This window comes from Methanospirillum hungatei (assembly GCF_019263745.1).
Taxonomy (GTDB): Archaea; Halobacteriota; Methanomicrobia; order Methanomicrobiales; family Methanospirillaceae; genus Methanospirillum; species Methanospirillum purgamenti.
Window position 1 is genome coordinate 2,617,595 of sequence record NZ_CP077107.1, and the last position, 16,874, is coordinate 2,634,468.

A 16,874-nucleotide genomic window follows, 5' to 3' on the forward strand; every position below is an offset into this window, starting at 1 on the left:
TATCTTAAGTGTATTACTTATAATGTTATCGAAAGAATGTTGAAAAGATTCTGATGCCTGATAAAGTGGAAATTATTCTTCTGTATCCCTCTATTAATCATAACTAAAAGAGGCCCGCAGTTCTCTTCTCGCATAATGAGAAATTTCAGAAATTGTAATGAAAAGTTAAGGTATTAAAATTTTCTCCGCCCCTTATCCAAATCCTGTCTGATAGGTTCCATTCTGTGAGCAATACAGCCAGTACCCGTGATAAGGTTGTATCGGTCTTTCATCACTCTGGTTTCCGGTTCCTCCCCGGATAATTGGCTCTTCGTACTGCTGGACAACAGCGTCATACCCGGTAGCATATGACCAGGTATTCATCAGACTATGAAATGTCTCTTTTGCTGAAATATCAGTCTCCATCCAGCCTCCGACCGATGACCATCCTGCCTGAATCTCTCTGGAAAATGGTTTTATCTGATCTGAAAGCCTGACCGGGACAGCCATGGTACTGGTTGAATAGACCCAGTATCCCTGGAGTGGGACCACCGGATCATTCATTGAGAGCGTTTTGTATCCGGTAGAATTATTCACATACACGAGGACTGAATGTCCGGATGAGTTTACGCTGGCAAAAATCTGTGCCGTATCATATCCTTCTTTGAGTTGCCTGGGTACAGATACATGATTCCATCCTGGATATAGAGGGATGATATCATCTTTTTTCAGGGATTTCAGAGCTGCTGACAGGTTTACCCTCCCTCCGGTGATGGTTCTTTCCTGAAGTGACGGGAGCGGGTCAGTGGTATCCATGATCACCTGCTTTACCTCCTCTGCAGTGAGATCCGGTACTATTCCCTTGATGAGACCGGCCATACCAGAGACCATTGGAGCTGCCATCGATGTACCGCTCATGTACCCATATTCAGGTTTTGTTACTTCTCCCCGATATCCGATCATGATATTCCTGATGGAGAAATCATTTTTTATTACTCCATTGAATGGTTGAAATGAAAATCTGACTTTGTATGAGGGATCAGAATACCATGAATTCCACGGAATGAATAGTTGTCTCCAGTCATCCTCTTCGAAATAAGCAGTATAATCCCATAATGTGGTCCAATTCACAACGCCGTTGGAGTACTCAATCACCAGGCTCCCCCAAAAATCGCCTTTGATATCCCATACCAGATATGGGATTTTTCCTGTATCATCCGGTATAAGAACAGTTTTGTTCATCTCAATACTATAGGTATCATGAAAAAGATCCTCTGGGAGCACTCCCTGTAATGATACGGGCTCTCCTGGCATGGTACCGGGATTCCGGGTCCAGTTCCCGGTGAGCGTGAAATTTCCCTCTGAAAATGTGGGATCTTCAAAGAGTGGCGTATAGGAATATCTGGATGGGATGGTGCTATAAATATCTGAACCCGGAGCTCCGACATGAACCGTCCGGTTCCCATAATTTGAGAAATCTGACAGATGGTCCTGGGCATCAGTAGCTACTACGGCTATGACATTACTGAGGTTGTAACATGCCGGATACTGCGGATATCTATTCAGATCCACTTCATTGTTCCCTGCTGAACACACAAAAAGAGCCGGTGACTGCCGGATGATATCTTCCATAACCCTGCTGTATTCTACTCCAAATGAACAACTGATAACCGAGGCATCATGCATCGTTGCATATGCCATGCCGAATGCCAAGTCAGATAATTTACCGTTTCCAAAATAATTCAGGACTTTTATCGGCATGATGGTGGTATTCCAGGCAACACCTGTTCCTCCTTCTCCATTATTGCCGATCATACCAATAACTCCGGCACAATGAGTCCCATGACCATAATCATCCCACGGTTCAACCGGTTTATCTTCCAGAATATTTATTCCATGCAGAATGGTTCCGGATTCTGATGAACTCCAGAGGTTTTTGGCCAGGTCAGGATGACCGATGTCAACGCCGGTATCAAGAACAGCGATGATTGTTCCATGTGTTGCAGTGGTTTCATTCCATCCATGAAGGGCACTGATATCTGCACCAGACAGCCCTGGGCTGGTATTTTCCTTAAATGGCGTTCCAGTATTGGAAAGTCCCCATTGTCGCCAGAACTGCGGGTCATCAGGTGTTTTTAATGCCCTGACATAATAATCAGGTTCAGCATAAGCAACAGCAGGATTACCAGAATAATACCGGATTGCATCAGGAACTGAAATTGTGTCAGGAAGGGCGATCAGTGATAATCCTGAAATCCCCACGGTACCATAATCTCTGGTAACTTCTGCCCCAATTGCTGCATTGATATCAGACAGGGTTTGAATCGTTCCATCAGAATTTGATTTTGCCTGCACAAGGATACTTCCATTCACGTATGGAGGATCAGGCAGAAAATTCGGTATTCCTATTACATTTGTAGAATACCTGGTATCATCTGCCATACCGAATGAAAAGGAAAGACCTGCCAGGCAGACAAGGACCCAAAAAATTTGTTTTTTCAGTATTATTTTCATGAAATGGTTCTCTGTGAAAAATATGTTAATTTATTAATTCTTATGCTTTTTTATATCCTTATTCGTATTTTAGTTCGTGAGATGAAATGGTACTAGGAATGAGTCAGCTCCTGTTGACAATAAACCGAAGAGAACTTGGAGATGGCGACAGTGAGGATATCCCGGATTAATTCTTTTTCTGGCAGAATCATTCAGAATCACGAGGAGGAATTTTCTGTCATCAACTTGACCCGGTTATCAGATATGCTGACCGGTGCGGAAAAGATGAGGTGTTTCTCCTCATATTTGACCGTGAAAAAAAGAGAACTGGGATGAGAAGATATTTTCTGATACGATTGAGTATCAGGGAAAGCAGATCACGGTATTTGGGATGTAATATGAGACCTGTTCATCTCCTCCAGTATTGTACCTGATTATATCTCACCTGATATTCTCTCTATCATAGTATGAATATCCAGCCAGAGAACCAGGCTATGTCCGTCTTTCCCGCCTTCTTTTCCTTTTCTCCTGATAACACCCAGAATACTTCGGCCACGATGGGCTGTGTCATCAGCATCATGATCAATATCACCCGCTGCATAGGTGGTCACTGATGAAACATCATCGACGAGAATGCCAACCGGTTTTTTTGAGATATCCTGGTCAAGAATAATGATCCTGGCTCGTTTTTTCCCATCTGAGCTGGTCTGTATATTCATCATCTGTTTCAGATCAACAATTGTGGTAATTATCCCGCGAAGATCCATAATCCCGGTGATGTATGCAGGTGCATTGGGAAGTGGAGTAATCTCGGTTGGGGTTATCACCTCACGGGTGTGAAAAAGATTGACGGCAAAGTTCTCATGGCCGAGGATGAACTCAACAAACTGATGTGTTCCGCCATCTCGTGTCCGGCCGGATGCAGTGGATTTGCGGGTATTCTCTATGACTACCGGTTCTTCTTCTTCATAATTCATCGTATAGGTTCCCATCTTCTCCTCCAAAAATTGCCAGGTGGGATCACCCGTTCAGACGATCCATCGAACTGTTTATCCGTGTGGCAATAACCGAGAGGTCTGATATCACGGTTGATATCTGGTTTAAGGCTGCAGAGGCTTCTTCTGATGCCGCAGATGATCCAATTGCCTCCTGGGCTGTCAGTTCAGACAGGTTCTTCACTTCAGAGATGCTTGCAGTGATCTCTTCAACCGCTGCTGCTCCTTCTTCTGAAAGGCTCGCCACCTCAACCATGTTCTGTGAGATATCCTCCACCTGGTCAGCAATGGTATGGAAGAACTGTATAGTATCGGTTATCGCGTCAGATCCCTTTGATACTTCGGTTGTTGCCTGATCCATTGCTTTTGCTGCACGTTCAGATTGTTGTTGAAGCGATGCAATGATCTGACCGATATTTTCTGCCGAACCCTGTGATTCCTGGGCAAGGGTTTTGACTTCGTTCGCAACTACGGCAAAGCCCATTCCTGCATCTCCTGCACGTGCAGCCTCTATTGCGGCATTTAAGGCTAACAGATTTGTCTGGTCTGCAATATCTCCAATTATATCTACTATCTTTCCGATCTCGTTCATCTGGGAGCGTATCTCAACAATTATGGATCCGACATCATTGACCGAATCATTAATTGCCGTGATTCCCTTTTCTGCTACTCCTGCCTGGGTAACTCCATTTGTTGAGAGGGTATTTGCTTCCTGGGAGAGTTTACTCACTGCATCCACTTTTGTTGCAATAGTTGCGACGGATGATGAGAGATCCTCCATGGCATTGAGCACCTGTTCGACGGATCTGACACTGCTTTCTGCATTGGTACTTACAAGGCCAGAACTCTGGGCGAGGGTAGCTGCTCCGGCGGTGACTTCCTCTACACTTGCCGCTGCTTCTTCGGCTGATGCGGTGAGGGCACCTACCTGATCAGACACTTCCCTTATAACCAGTGATAGTTCTCTACCAACGGTGTTAAGACCTTCTTTGAGAGCAATAAGATCTCCTCTCACCTCAACAGATTCGTCAAACCGGGATCCGAATTTTGCATGGGCAAAGAGATCTGCTACCCGGAGTGCTTCATTGAGTGGGGTCGTGATAGCCTCAAGCATGTTATTGATACCTTCGATAATCTCCCGGTATGATCCAACAAACTGTTCTGGTTTCCCTCTGGTCTTTAGGTTTCCTTCCTGTGCATCTGCAATAAGACCATTCACTTCTCCGACGACTGATTCAATGGTGGTAATCATGGTGTTCACTGCAGGAGCAATCTCATCCTGATCATCTGCTGCAGGAATGAGCTGGATATTCTTCTCCCCCTTTGCGACCTTTTGAAGCGTTCCGATGAGATTTTTCTGCAGTATTTCAACATAATTGTCCATGGTTGATGCCATGACTCCAAGTTCGTCCTTCTGATCAAGAGAGAGCCGTATGCTCAGATGCCCTTTTGTGAGTTCATTGAGCATCTCAACAACCCGGTTTAATGGACCGGTAATACTCCTGGTGAGGATTACAGCAAATCCTATAAGGATGGCTGCAACGATGAGCGAGATGAGGATCATGGCGGTAAATGCATTGGCAGCTTGTGTATCACTATTCTTTTTCGCTGTTTCTGCAAGTTCGATGATGAATTTCTGATATTCCTCAATGGTGGCGGTCACGGTATCAAGTCGTGTCAGAGTTTCCTTATCACGATAATCTCGTGCTTCATCCATCTTCCCTTCATTAACCAGTTTTACAAGACCTTGTACAGCTGTCGTATAATCATTCCACTCATTCTCAATCTTAACAACGGTCTCTTTCCCCACATCAGTTCGGACCATTATTCGTTTCAAGGATTCCTGAATGTCTTTATCCTGTTCAGCCATCGTTTTTTCCCAGTTTGCCCGGTACTCAGCATTCCTGGCAGCCAAGTGGTTAACAACCGAACGACTGTACAAGATCATATTCGCTCTCAGATCATCGATGTACACAATATTCTGCAGATTATAATCGTACATATCATTCAGTGTGTCTGTTGTCTGCATCTGGCTGGAAATCCCAATATATCCGACAATACACAGACCTGCAACGGCTATAATGGTAAATATAATTAATTTTTTAGCCATTGACAAATTATTTAAAAATTTCATATTTTTCCTCCTCTCCAGGGTATTCAACATCTATTCATAGAGGGTAGGAACGAAGTGTCAAAATATTCCGAATAGAAGACACGTTCCTGCCACCATCCTGAATGGGTCATTAATCTGGTGGTATATGTGAACATTTGATGAGTTTCTATTTATGCATATCTTCACTGACGTCCCGTAAGATATAATATATAATAAAAAAATAATCGGTAATTCCTGGGAGGATTCCGTGAAGCTATTTAATTAGTCTCCATGAAATGTGCAATGTTCTATAACCTGACAAAGATCCGTGAGAGTAACACCGGAAATGATTTCCTTTTAACTTGCCATGCGATAAAGGAGCTTTATTTTTAGATAATTAAACAAATTTGCGATGAATGAACGAATGCATGATGAAAAAGAGTGGAAAATAAACGGAAGGGTTCATCACCTCTCATTCGGAGATCTCGATGATCTGAGAATCAACACTGTTTTTCTGCACCGAGGCAATACCCTTTTTACATGACATTTCTGAAGCATATGACTGGCTTTGCCCAATGACCTCTCCATTTGCCGCTTTTAATGTAAATCTGAATTTCCCGTTCTTATCCTGATTGACTGCAAACCTGGAATCATTCCCGGCATTCTTTCTCACCGACTCAATTCCTTTTGTGCAGCCTGATTTTGATTTGTACCCCTCTCCGGTAAGGATAACCTGGTTGTTCCCTGCTTTCAATCTGAAACGAAATTCCCCTGCTTTATCCTTGTAAACCTCAAATTTCCCTGTCATATTATCATCCAGAGTTATCAGGTTATTTCACGTACTGCTGAAGAGCTTGTTTCAAATCATCAGGAATTCCAAGATTTCCAAGTATTGGCATAAGGAGTTGACCTGCAACCTTTTTCCCATCCGGACTGCTGATAAACTGTTGAAGCATTGCCATTCCTTCCGGAGACGAGATAAACTTCATAATCTGTTCCTTTCCTTCAGGGGATGAAAGCATTCCTCCCAGAGCGCCGCCAATATTATCAAGAAGCCCCATTTTTGTTCCCTCATATGGTTACTCATCCTCATGAACGATAATCATTTCTCTCCTGGAAATTATATCCCCTCTTAATTTTTGAGGATTTTTCGATTTAATGAAACTGGTGAATCAGCTCTTAAATGACTACCAAACCATTTTTTAGAGGTATACCAATGATCTCCAAAAACATATCCTGTTTCTAAAATCCTCGTCCGAGAAATTGAATGTGTAAAAAAAGCCTCGAAATTGAGGATATTTCCAAGCGTGGTCTATGATACCAGTTACTATCCAATGAGGGTTGTCTGACAAGTTTTCACAGTTGTATGATATCCCAACAGATATATGATGGAACAGGGAATGGTATACTATGGACCTGACAGTAACTGCAGTTTTGATGTTTATTATTGCCCTGATAGTGTCAGCGGTGATTATTTACATCATAACGAAAATTTTCGGCGAGACGGAAGACATAAAAACTGCATTTATCGCAGCAATTGTTGGTACTGTTATCTATACCCTGATTTACTATCTCATCGGTCAGGGTTTAATCGCTGCCTTTATTGCAGGTATTGTATGGCTTATTGCATTACAAAAGTTGTACACAATTGGGTGGGTTAAATCCCTTATAATTGCAGTTGTAATCTGGATTGTAACCTCTATTGTGGGATGGTTCCTCCCACACCTGACTGGTCCTCTGTAATCCCCTTCTCCCCTTCTCTTTATCCTTTTTTTGTGTCCGGTATCTTTAACGGATCTTAAGCACTTCTGAAGTAACCAGATTCTGATACCTTTATTCATAGCTGGTCAGGTCAGTATAAGAATGAATTATTGGGCTCATCAGTATTCTGTCTGGTAAAAAACGGAGATATGAAGATGGATTCTATTGTTTCGGAACTGATGAAAGAGGTAGCATCGGGTGATAATCTCGCTTCAATCAGCCAGTCTGTAGGAGGAGATCCGAGTGCTGTTCAATCTGCCTTAGGAATGGCAATGCCCCTGATCCTTGGTTCCATGTCAAATAACGCATCAAAGTCAGGTGGTATGGATGCTATGATGGGTATGGTCTCCCAGATGAGTGGTGCAAATCCGATGGATAATTTAAGTGGATTTTTAAGCGGTTCCCAGCCTTCTGGAAGCGCAGGACTTGTTTCCAGCCTGCTTGGAAGTCAGCTTGGCCCGATACAGGATGCAATAGCGAAAAAGACTGGACTCCCTCCTGCAATTGTTGGAAAAATTCTTCAGATTGCCGTTCCTATCGTCCTTGGAAAGGTAGGTTCTATGGTTTCAGGAGGAGGTATGGATAAGAACGGGCTTTCAAACCTCCTTGGTGAGCAATCGAAGATGGCCATGCAATCATCACCGGATGTCGCCGATATAGCCCAATTACTCCTTGCCTCCCAGGGGGGAAGCGGGGGTATCATGGGTTCATTGAAAAAGATCTTCAAAGGGTAAAACCTTTGATATCCTTATTCAGGATGATACATACCAGGAAGATGCCATGAGTCTAATCAACCGGATAAATTATCTGGTGATATCTGCCAGACTCTGAACACTTCCAGTTCCATACATATCCACGTTCAGCCCTGCACTGGTTTATGAGCACTTATTTCTGGCTATTTCCAAGTCTATGGTTGCGTTTGGCATTGTAGGCCAGGGAAGTGAGTACTCAGCATTTTCAGCAAGAGATCTTTCAAAGTAAGCTATTGCAGCAGAGCAATTCCCGTTATTCATCTCTACAATTCCAGCGATATGAAGAATGGCAGCATTATCCGGCATGAATAAGAATGCCTGATCGATGTTCTCTGTTGCCGCAGTGTTGTTCCCAAGGAAAGAAAATGCAAGTGCTTTCGTTGCATATGCCGTACCGTAATCTGATTTCAAGGATAGAGCATTCTGTGCATCAGATAACGCTGCTGAATAATTACCCAGGGAAAGATGAGTCATCGCTCTGTTTTCATATCGCACCGGATTTGGTTGGATCTCAATCGCTCTCGAATCTGCAATAAGTGCATTCTGACTATCTCCCAGTTTTCGAAGAGCATATCCTTTCATTGTGTACAATACCGGATCCTCAAGACCCTTTTCTAATCCACTTTGAGAAATTGACAATAATTTATTCCAATCTTGTTCATCTATTGCTAAAAAACCTTCTTTTTCGATTTCTGTTACGTTAGTAACATTTAATCCCTCTATTCCGGGCAATGAAAAATCTACCCCAGTACAGGGAGTTATTATTCCAATAACTGTAATAACCATCAGAACCGGTGCGATACGTCTCATATCTGTCATTTATGTTGTCACCAATTGGTAGTTGCCGAATAATTCCAAAAAATCCAGAAAAATGAAATTTTTCTGAATTTACTGATATATTCCTGAACCAACGACATATAATTTTTCATCGCTTCCGGTTACTTTCTCAGCATACACTGATTTGTAATATATTCCTCCTGTTTCTGGTCTTGTGGAGATATAATCCACCCTGACTGTTCCGTTCGTAATGGCCTCAGAAATCATCTGCTCCCTGAATGGAGTTCCGGCACCATCGGTCTAATCTATCAGGTTCTTTCAATTTAGGCCTGGTTGTCAGCTTGTGCTACTAATTCACCGGTTTCAGAAAAAAAATACGTACAAAACAGAATTCTCTGAACTCATATACGAGGCCTTTCCCGCGTTAATCTCTTTAGTACAGTGAATGTTATGGGGGATTGTGTTGCCGTCGTAAATAAGCAGAACTGAAAGAGAAAAATAAGTGATGATCTCTATTCAGGAATATGATTTGTCTGTGAATCAGGTAAAAAAGATTAATTTTTATCGATTCGTCTTTCTGTAACATTTTTGAAGATTATGGTAAAATGTTATTATGTATCCTCTGATGCAGGCCCGTCTTTCTCTTCTTCATACGAAAAAACATCTTCAAGTCCCACATCAAAGACTCGCGCAATGCGAAATCCAACCTTCATAGAGGGGCAGTACTTGTCTTTTTCAATGGAAATTATCGTGTTTCTAGTGACACCTATTCGTTTTGCCAGTTCTTCCTGAGTCATATTATGCTCAGCCCTCAGTACTTTGATCCGGTTTTTCATATGAATCAAGGTCTTTTAGTATTTACGGGTGTAATAGAGGTTAAACACTCCGAAAATAATCAACAAAGATATGACTCCAAAAGCGAGTGTCAATCCCACAAGTCCTTTTCGTTCATTATCCTGAAAACTCTCCCGTCTAAACTGGGAATATTCCATGGCTTCAAACTCGTTCATTCTGTCAACATCAGGGATAGTCGTTGTACGAATAACCGGATCTGGACTCCCTATAAAACCCGGTTGATACACAGTGATTTCCATGGATCGTACCCCTTTGTCATCGGTTTTGTACGTTCCGGTGATTGTTGGAGAAAGGGGCTCGCTAATCACATATGAATACAAGATGACTGCTGCTATTATCCCTAGGATTATCCCGATTTCCAGAGTTCGAAGCGCTGCACGTGAATGAATTTCCTGGGTCCGGTCATCTATTAGTATTTCATCAACATGCTGTCTACTGGCTAAAATGACTATAATTCCCAAGGGAATTGCAAAAATCGGGATCAAAAGAGAACCAACTGCTACCGCCCATCCAATCAGTGATGCAACCAGGCAGCCTGTCAGGATGGAAAGAATAAGAAAAACCAGATATTTCATAAAGAACCTCCATTGAGGATAAAAGATTGTGAACTGGAAGCGGTTGGTGGTATGAGTTCCATGGATCCATTAACCAGGCCAGTATTGCTGACAGTTATTTCATACTCTCCAGGAGTAAGGAGGTGCGTTTGTATCTCAAACGCCCAGAGGTTAATTCCCTCAGATCCATTTTCAATCTGCACACATCCGGAAAGTCCTGAAATGCTCCCCTGTTGAGAACTATCCCGTGGGTTGATTGTGAAGTTATAGTCCTGTAACCCTTTTGGGGGGATTATCTCGATGAGTAATACCTCTCCTGAAGGGAGGTTTGAGGTTCCGGAAATGTAATAGGTTTCACTGGTATTCATCTCCGGAAGTGCATCAATGGTGATGTATGGGTTTTGAAGTATTTCAGAGATATCTTCTTTTTCGACGGGGAGAATCAAATCTTCTTGGCTTTCTGTGAGATTCAATTCCATCCGGGCTGATATCGTTTTCTTTCCTATTCTCTGTCCTTTTTCATGTAGACTGGCAGTAACCGTGATCTCATAGCGTCCTGAACCCATTTCTGGCTGGGGAGTAACTGACCACCGGTTTATTCCATTAATTCCCGTTTGTATTGTGCAATTTCCCTCGAATACATGTTCTTTTGTTGTTCCGGGTATTTTCTGAATAACCCATTGCATAACAACCCCCGGTTCAAGATTTGTAATACCGGTGATAAGAGGAACCTCCGATCGTTTTGATATCTGATTGATCCTGATAAACGGGAGTTTTTCCTGTGTTTTCTTCCGGATACAATCCCCGATACAGGTTTCGTTTCCTATGGTAAAGGGAATGGATCCTATCGGCCCACTCTCCACTCTGTTAGTAAAATTATCAGTATAATGAGCAGTTGTAAACATGACCGTATATGATCCCGGTTCCAATGAAGAAATATTGAGAGTTCCATTCCATACATTCCACTCTGCTAATTTTCCCATTATTTGGGCATTTCCTCTGACATATGGTTCACAGTTCTCTCTATCAGATAAACACGAACCAGTTGGGAATACATCGGTATAGATTATGGTATTTATGGGGAGGTTGGTTTTTCCAGTCAAGATCAGGATATTATCCTCACCTACATTCAGATCTGTTATTGGGTCAACAGTAATTACGGGTATGAAAAAAAGGAGTGGCGATTTGATAATGAAAATGCTAAAAAAGAGTGCAATGAGAATAATCCCGGATATAACTCCTGCATAGGTACTATATCTCTTCTTCATAATATCATAGTTCTCCCTTTGATAAGCGTTTATTTCAGAGTGAAAATGTCGTAGTCAGTAACGGTTCCGAATACCATATCTGGACTAAATATATCCCCTTTTACCGTCGCGACTGATACATTATACTCGTCAGGATTGAGTTCATAGGTATTCAGGGCGAGTGATACCCGGTTAGTATCAGATCCCCTTGTCACCTGGGAATTAGCCATTATCCCGGAGAGATTTGGATTATTTGTGATCTCAACGTCGGAATCAAGGATGGTTGGCCTGATTTCCCATATGATGTCAGTTCCAACAGAGAGATTTGTCTTTCCCGTGATGAGAAACAGATCGCCAGTTTTTTTATCCGGTATAGAATCAAGAGCAATAAAGGCGTGTTCCTGGCCTCTGGCAGGTACCGATATTTCAGATCCAAGGAACGTTCCGTTTAATATAAACGTCGTATTTCCCTGTGCATTCCCATATAAATAACCAGTTTTGTTCAGATTATATCCTTTTATCTCTGTCGCATTGACAATATATGTTCCTGGTTTGATTCCCCAGGTATCGACAGGGACAAACCACCAGTTAATATTGTTACTCCCTTTGACAACGACTGTGCCAGAGTTATATTCCGCCTCTTCCACCCTGACAGAGAGTTTTGTTCCCTCCGGAAGATTTGTTTCACCGGACAGAATGACCAAATCGCCAATTGTTTTCGTGCCCAACGGATCAACAGAGAGATATGCTTTTTCTGCCAGAACAGCGTTTGCGAAACTGATGGAGATCAGGGTTACCATCACCAGTATGAGTACAAGGACTCTGGATCGAATATTGCAGATGATCATAGGACCACATGATCAAATAGTTGTGCATAATGTAAAAACTTTTTGGCATTGTGTGTTTTTCTGAGATCGTAAATCATGAAACACAACTCTGCCATCTTGGTCCGAAAGTCTAAAAACGCCGATTTGTCAGTATTTCAGTGAAATCATAAGTAATGTGAGCAGGAAATATTTATAGCGCTTGTATCGGAATAAGAATGAAGCGAAAGATATTTGAAAACCGTTTTTCTGGGAAATGCACTCATCGAAATCACCCATTACTCAAATTCTGTTTCATCTGGTACTGGAGTAATTTTAATGAAAAAATAATTATGTTGGTGATAATTACGTATTAACCCAGAAACCATGTTTGTTACAGAATATTCTAGCTTTTACTACCTTATCTAAAGGAACTGAAAATTCTGCTTCCGGGGAGTCTCCTGGTTTAAGCATGGAGATCTGTTGGAAGTTCTCACCGATTATCTCAATCTGCACGATATAATGATCCTCAGCCATCGGATGGGGAACTGATCCTACTTTGACTATTACACCCGTAGAAGTCTTCTCAAGAACCGGAACATGTTTTTCTTTCCCTTCCAACTCTCCACTTTTTTCCTGGACAAATGACATCGGTTGGTTACAACAGACAAGGGTGCCCTTTCCGTCAACTACTATCTGAACAATTTTTCCACAAACACCGCATTGATAGACTTCCTGCATGTTTCTCACTCATTGTTAATAAGGCACCTGTGTTTAATAATTCTTTCTTTACCATAGAGTCTTCTCTATCATCCAGATATGTGCATGGGGGATCACGTAGAACAATAGTAATTGCTATCCCACATCCTCTGGATACCTGCCGAGAAGATATTGATAGCCTCATATATTATTCCTGATCAGGATGGCTGAGATGTATACTCTCTCGACATGTGCTTTTAATGTTCCGGAGGATCAGTCTATTATTTTGATCACATAGGTTTCCTCACTATCTCTGAACTTGATTCTTACTGTCATTACCTTGCTGAGGGGTGATCCGTGAAGCATATCCATATACCCGGTTTCATGTGTATCTTATCTCACCAGTTCATCCAATCATTGTCCGTTAAAATTGGTTCTTTAGTGAAAATGGCTGTAAATCTTGAATTAATGGTTTGATCTGTTTTCAATCCTGAATTTATCGCCATAGGTTGCTAAAAATTGAATTTAAATGGCGATTTCGCTAAAAAGCCTTCACAAAACAGTTATCTATGTTTAGCCCCCATCAATATTCTGATGGGGATAGATATGAATAGGGGGGATGATTATTCCATCTCTGATAAATAATCTGGGTCCTATTATCGAAGTTAGAAATCTGACCAAGATTTTTGGACCAAGACCCCTGAAAACTCTGTCTCATCTCCAAAGAGGATGTTCGGTCAAAGAAATTCGTGAAAAGACCGGTCACATCGTTGCATTACAAAATATTTCTTTTTCAGTTCAAAAAGGGGAGATATTTGTTCTGATGGGCCTTTCAGGTTGTGGAAAATCAACACTTCTCCGATGCCTGAACCGGCTTATTGAACCGACAACCGGGGAGGTTTTTCTTGATGGAGATGATATTGTTTCCGCTTCAGCAGACCAGATGAAATCAATCCGAAGAAAACGGATGAGCATGGTTTTTCAAAGCTTTGCTCTTCTTCCCCATAGAAATATTCTGGAAAACATTGCATTTGGTCTCGAAATTCAGGGTATGCCATATGAGGAACGGGTCCAGGAAGCAAAGAAATCCCTGGATCTTGTAGGTTTATCCGGATATGAGTATTCCTATCCGGATCAGCTCTCTGGAGGAATGCAGCAGCGGGTAGGGCTTGCCCGGGCTCTTGCAAGTTCACCAGATATTTTACTCATGGATGAAGCGTTTTCCGCCCTTGATCCCATTATTCGACGTGATATGCAAAATGAACTGCTTGACATACAGGATCGTCTTGAAAAGACCATCATTTTTGTCTCGCATGATCTTGATGAAGCATTGAAACTGGGATCCAGGATTGCCCTGATGAAAGCAGGCGAAATCATCCAGATCGGTACACCTGAAGAGATCCTCACGAAACCCAAAAACGAATTTGTTGAACGGTTTGTTGAGGATGTGGATCTCTCACGGGTTCTTACGGCAAAGGATGTCATGAAAGCCCCGGATCCCATGATTCATGTTACTTCAGGCCCTCATGTGGCATTACGAATGATGCAGGAAGCCGGGATTTCCACATTATTTGTTGTCGGAAAAAACCGGGAACTCAAAGGTATTATCACGGCAGATGATGCATTACAGGCAGGAAAAGAAGGCTTGCCTCTTTTGGACATTGTTATCCCTGATGTTGTGTCCATCCATCACGATACCCCGGTTTCAGAGATCATCCCGGTGATTGCAGAAAGCCGGTTTCCTTTGGCCGTGATTAATGAAGAGAAGAAATTAAAAGGTGTCATCGTCAGGGGATCAGTTCTTGCTGCTCTTGGCAGGTCAGGAGGAACTGAATGACGGTTTCTCCATTTCCCAGATTACCCCTTGGAACAGCGATTGAGGATCTGGTTACCTGGATCAGTACGAATCTTGGCTGGCTTTTGGATGGGATAACTGATATCCTCACTGAACTGACAAATACAATTCAGAGCTTTCTGAGTAGTATCCCACCGCCGGTTCTGATCCTTATTATTGCCATCATCTCCTTTGCGTTAAAATTCAGGGGAAGATCTCAGAAGAAATCGAATTACAAACGGTTTCTAGAATCAATTGACCTTCCCGTTCTTTGTGTGGCTGGTCTTTTGCTCATCTGGGATCTTGATTTATGGGATTCTTCAATGGAAACCCTCGCTCTTGTTATCGTTTCAACGATTGTATCCCTGGTGATAGGAATTCCTATTGGCATCATTGCGTCTCATTCAGATCGGTTTAACCAGATAATCCGTATTTTTTTGGATTTTATGCAAACAATGCCCTCTTTTGTGTATCTCATTCCTGCGGTCATATTCTTTGGTCTTGGGAATGTTCCTGGTGTCATTGCTACAGTTGTTTTTGCTATGCCACCGACGATCAGGCTGACAAATTTGGGAATCAGACAGATACCAAAGGAATTGATAGAGGTGTCAGATGCGTTTGGTGCAACCATGGCACAAAAACTCATAAAAGTTGAATTGCCTGTTGCACTGCCGACAATCATGGCCGGTGTAAACCAGTGTATAATGCTTGCCCTTTCAATGACCGTCATCGCCTCCATGATTGGTGCAGGGGGGCTTGGGTACCAGGTGTTGTACGGAATTCAGCGTGTGGATATTGGATCCGGGTTTGAAGCCGGTCTTGCGATTGTAATTATTGCAATCATTCTTGACCGACTGAGTCAGAATCTGATTCCGGTACGGGAATCACGACGATCATAGAGAATTTTGGAGTATGAAATGAAATTGACAAAAGTATTTCCAATCGTATTTTTAGGAGTAGTACTAACCGGGTGTATCCTGCTTTGTGGGTGCACCGGAGAACAGTCAGCACAGGTGCAGAAGGGTAAGATCATCGGGATTGAACCCGGTGCAGGTATTATGCAGAAGACTGAAGATGCCATTCAGGACTATGGGCTTGATTACACGCTTGTCTCCAGTAGTAGTGCGGGAATGGCATCAGAGCTTACGAAGGCCATCAATTCAGGAAAATGGATTGTTGTAACCGGTTGGACTCCTCACTGGAAATTTGCACGGTTTAACCTGAAATATCTTGACGATCCCAAGGGGATTTACGGCGGAGAAGAGTATATCGGTGCTCTTGCACGAAAAGGATTTGAAACCGACAATCCTGGTGCGTATGGTATTCTTTCCCGGTTTTCATGGACATCAGATGAGATGGCATCTGTCATGCTGGCAATAGAGGATGGAAAATCACCAGAAAGTGCAGCTGACGAGTATATTGCAGCCCATCCGGATCAGGTCTCTTCGTGGATTGGTTCTGTAAAAGGCAACGGAGAACTTGTGACCGTCGGATATGTTCTGTGGGATTCAGAGATTGCTAGTACGAATGTGCTCAAGAAGGTGCTTGAACAGGCAGGGTATACCGTGAAACTGGTCGCCGTTGATGCTGGTCCTCTGTATCAGGCTGTTTCGACAGGAGATGTGGATTGTACCATTTCAGCATGGCTTCCAACGACCCAGTCGACCTATATGGAAAAGTACAGGGATAACCTTGTTGAGGTCAGAAAGGTTCTCACCGGAGCAAAAGTCGGGCTTGTCGTGCCTGATTATGTGACCATCAGTTCAATTGATGAACTGAACAGTGTGAAGGATAAATTCCAGTAATCTCTTGGATATTCTTTTTTTCAACGGAGAATAGGTGGCCTTTGGACAAGGCTGATAGTTTCCATTGAAATCCTCTTTTTCACCCCGAGAACGGATCATCGATCTTCACCTTCCCGCTCTCTGTTGTCTGGATGGTACATACAATGTTCAGGGGAGATCTCACCAAGAAACTTGTATATCTTTGATACGAATATCTATAAGAAAAAATTCATCGGATGAGTTATGGGA

Annotated in this window: 17 protein-coding genes; 5 read left to right on the top strand and 12 right to left on the bottom strand. The window is 42.6% G+C overall.

The genetic code is table 11. The annotated features are described in order from the left end of the window. Positions 1-192 precede the first annotated feature (192 nt). The 5 genes from KSK55_RS12710 to KSK55_RS12730 all read right to left on the bottom strand — a co-directional run bounded on the left by KSK55_RS12710 (position 193) and on the right by KSK55_RS12730 (position 6,620). On the bottom strand, positions 193-2,493 hold the full coding sequence (locus tag KSK55_RS12710; protein WP_218607146.1) for a S8 family serine peptidase: 2,301 nt from the start codon (positions 2,491-2,493) through the stop codon (positions 193-195). Between the two features lie 413 nt (positions 2,494-2,906). Then, complete coding sequence (locus tag KSK55_RS12715; RefSeq protein WP_218607147.1) at positions 2,907-3,464, bottom strand: chemotaxis protein CheW; 558 nt, start codon at positions 3,462-3,464, stop codon at positions 2,907-2,909. Positions 3,465-3,492: 28 nt separating this feature from the next. Next, a complete protein-coding gene (locus tag KSK55_RS12720; protein WP_218607148.1) occupies positions 3,493-5,601 on the bottom strand; it encodes a HAMP domain-containing methyl-accepting chemotaxis protein in 2,109 nt (702 codons plus the stop codon). Between the two features lie 430 nt (positions 5,602-6,031). Then, positions 6,032-6,367 carry a YegP family protein gene (locus KSK55_RS12725; protein WP_218607149.1) on the bottom strand — a complete coding sequence of 112 codons (336 nt, stop codon included), beginning with the start codon at positions 6,365-6,367 and terminating at the stop codon, positions 6,032-6,034. 22 nt (positions 6,368-6,389) lie between these two features. Further along, on the bottom strand, positions 6,390-6,620 hold the full coding sequence (locus KSK55_RS12730) for a hypothetical protein (protein WP_214419258.1): 231 nt from the start codon (positions 6,618-6,620) through the stop codon (positions 6,390-6,392). A gap of 349 nt (positions 6,621-6,969) precedes the next feature. Here KSK55_RS12730 and KSK55_RS12735 point away from each other — a divergent pair, with 349 nt between their 5' ends. Together KSK55_RS12735 and KSK55_RS12740 are read left to right on the top strand one after the other, a co-directional pair. After that, entirely contained in the window at positions 6,970-7,302 is a 333-nt protein-coding gene (locus tag KSK55_RS12735; protein ID WP_218607150.1) for a hypothetical protein, read from the top strand. 173 nt (positions 7,303-7,475) lie between these two features. After that, the gene (locus KSK55_RS12740; protein WP_214419256.1) at positions 7,476-8,054 is read left to right on the top strand and encodes a DUF937 domain-containing protein; all 579 of its coding nucleotides are present in this window, start codon (positions 7,476-7,478) and stop codon (positions 8,052-8,054) included. A 141-nt stretch (positions 8,055-8,195) separates the two neighbouring features. On the opposite strand, the gene KSK55_RS12745 is transcribed toward KSK55_RS12740, so the two are convergent. The 7 genes from KSK55_RS12745 to KSK55_RS12775 all read right to left on the bottom strand — a co-directional run bounded on the left by KSK55_RS12745 (position 8,196) and on the right by KSK55_RS12775 (position 13,049). Continuing rightward, the gene (locus tag KSK55_RS12745) at positions 8,196-8,891 is read right to left on the bottom strand and encodes a tetratricopeptide repeat protein (protein WP_218607151.1); all 696 of its coding nucleotides are present in this window, start codon (positions 8,889-8,891) and stop codon (positions 8,196-8,198) included. 69 nt (positions 8,892-8,960) lie between these two features. Continuing rightward, complete coding sequence (locus tag KSK55_RS12750; protein WP_218607152.1) at positions 8,961-9,116, bottom strand: hypothetical protein; 156 nt, start codon at positions 9,114-9,116, stop codon at positions 8,961-8,963. Between the two features lie 344 nt (positions 9,117-9,460). Beyond that, positions 9,461-9,646: a helix-turn-helix transcriptional regulator gene (locus KSK55_RS12755; RefSeq protein WP_256664010.1), complete on the bottom strand. Its 186-nt coding sequence runs from the start codon at positions 9,644-9,646 to the stop codon at positions 9,461-9,463. A 54-nt stretch (positions 9,647-9,700) separates the two neighbouring features. Continuing rightward, the gene (locus KSK55_RS12760) at positions 9,701-10,279 is read right to left on the bottom strand and encodes a DUF2178 domain-containing protein (protein ID WP_218607154.1); all 579 of its coding nucleotides are present in this window, start codon (positions 10,277-10,279) and stop codon (positions 9,701-9,703) included. After that, positions 10,276-11,526 carry a hypothetical protein gene (locus KSK55_RS12765; protein ID WP_218607155.1) on the bottom strand — a complete coding sequence of 417 codons (1,251 nt, stop codon included), beginning with the start codon at positions 11,524-11,526 and terminating at the stop codon, positions 10,276-10,278. The genes KSK55_RS12760 and KSK55_RS12765 overlap by 4 nt, the downstream gene beginning before the upstream one ends. 29 nt (positions 11,527-11,555) lie before the next feature. Continuing rightward, entirely contained in the window at positions 11,556-12,353 is a 798-nt protein-coding gene (locus KSK55_RS12770; RefSeq protein ID WP_218607156.1) for a hypothetical protein, read from the bottom strand. A gap of 321 nt (positions 12,354-12,674) precedes the next feature. Continuing rightward, complete coding sequence (locus KSK55_RS12775) at positions 12,675-13,049, bottom strand: desulfoferrodoxin (RefSeq protein WP_218607157.1); 375 nt, start codon at positions 13,047-13,049, stop codon at positions 12,675-12,677. 577 nt (positions 13,050-13,626) lie between these two features. On the opposite strand from KSK55_RS12775, the gene KSK55_RS12780 reads away from it, so the two are divergent. The 3 genes from KSK55_RS12780 to KSK55_RS12790 are packed head-to-tail and all read left to right on the top strand — an operon-like array spanning position 13,627 to position 16,646. Next, entirely contained in the window at positions 13,627-14,844 is a 1,218-nt protein-coding gene (locus tag KSK55_RS12780; RefSeq protein ID WP_214419237.1) for a quaternary amine ABC transporter ATP-binding protein, read from the top strand. Continuing rightward, positions 14,841-15,740: an ABC transporter permease gene (locus KSK55_RS12785; protein WP_218607158.1), complete on the top strand. Its 900-nt coding sequence runs from the start codon at positions 14,841-14,843 to the stop codon at positions 15,738-15,740. Before KSK55_RS12780 ends, KSK55_RS12785 begins: the two co-directional genes overlap by 4 nt. An 18-nt stretch (positions 15,741-15,758) precedes the next feature. Further along, the gene (locus tag KSK55_RS12790; protein ID WP_214419235.1) at positions 15,759-16,646 is read left to right on the top strand and encodes a glycine betaine ABC transporter substrate-binding protein; all 888 of its coding nucleotides are present in this window, start codon (positions 15,759-15,761) and stop codon (positions 16,644-16,646) included. Positions 16,647-16,874: the final 228 nt, after the last annotated feature.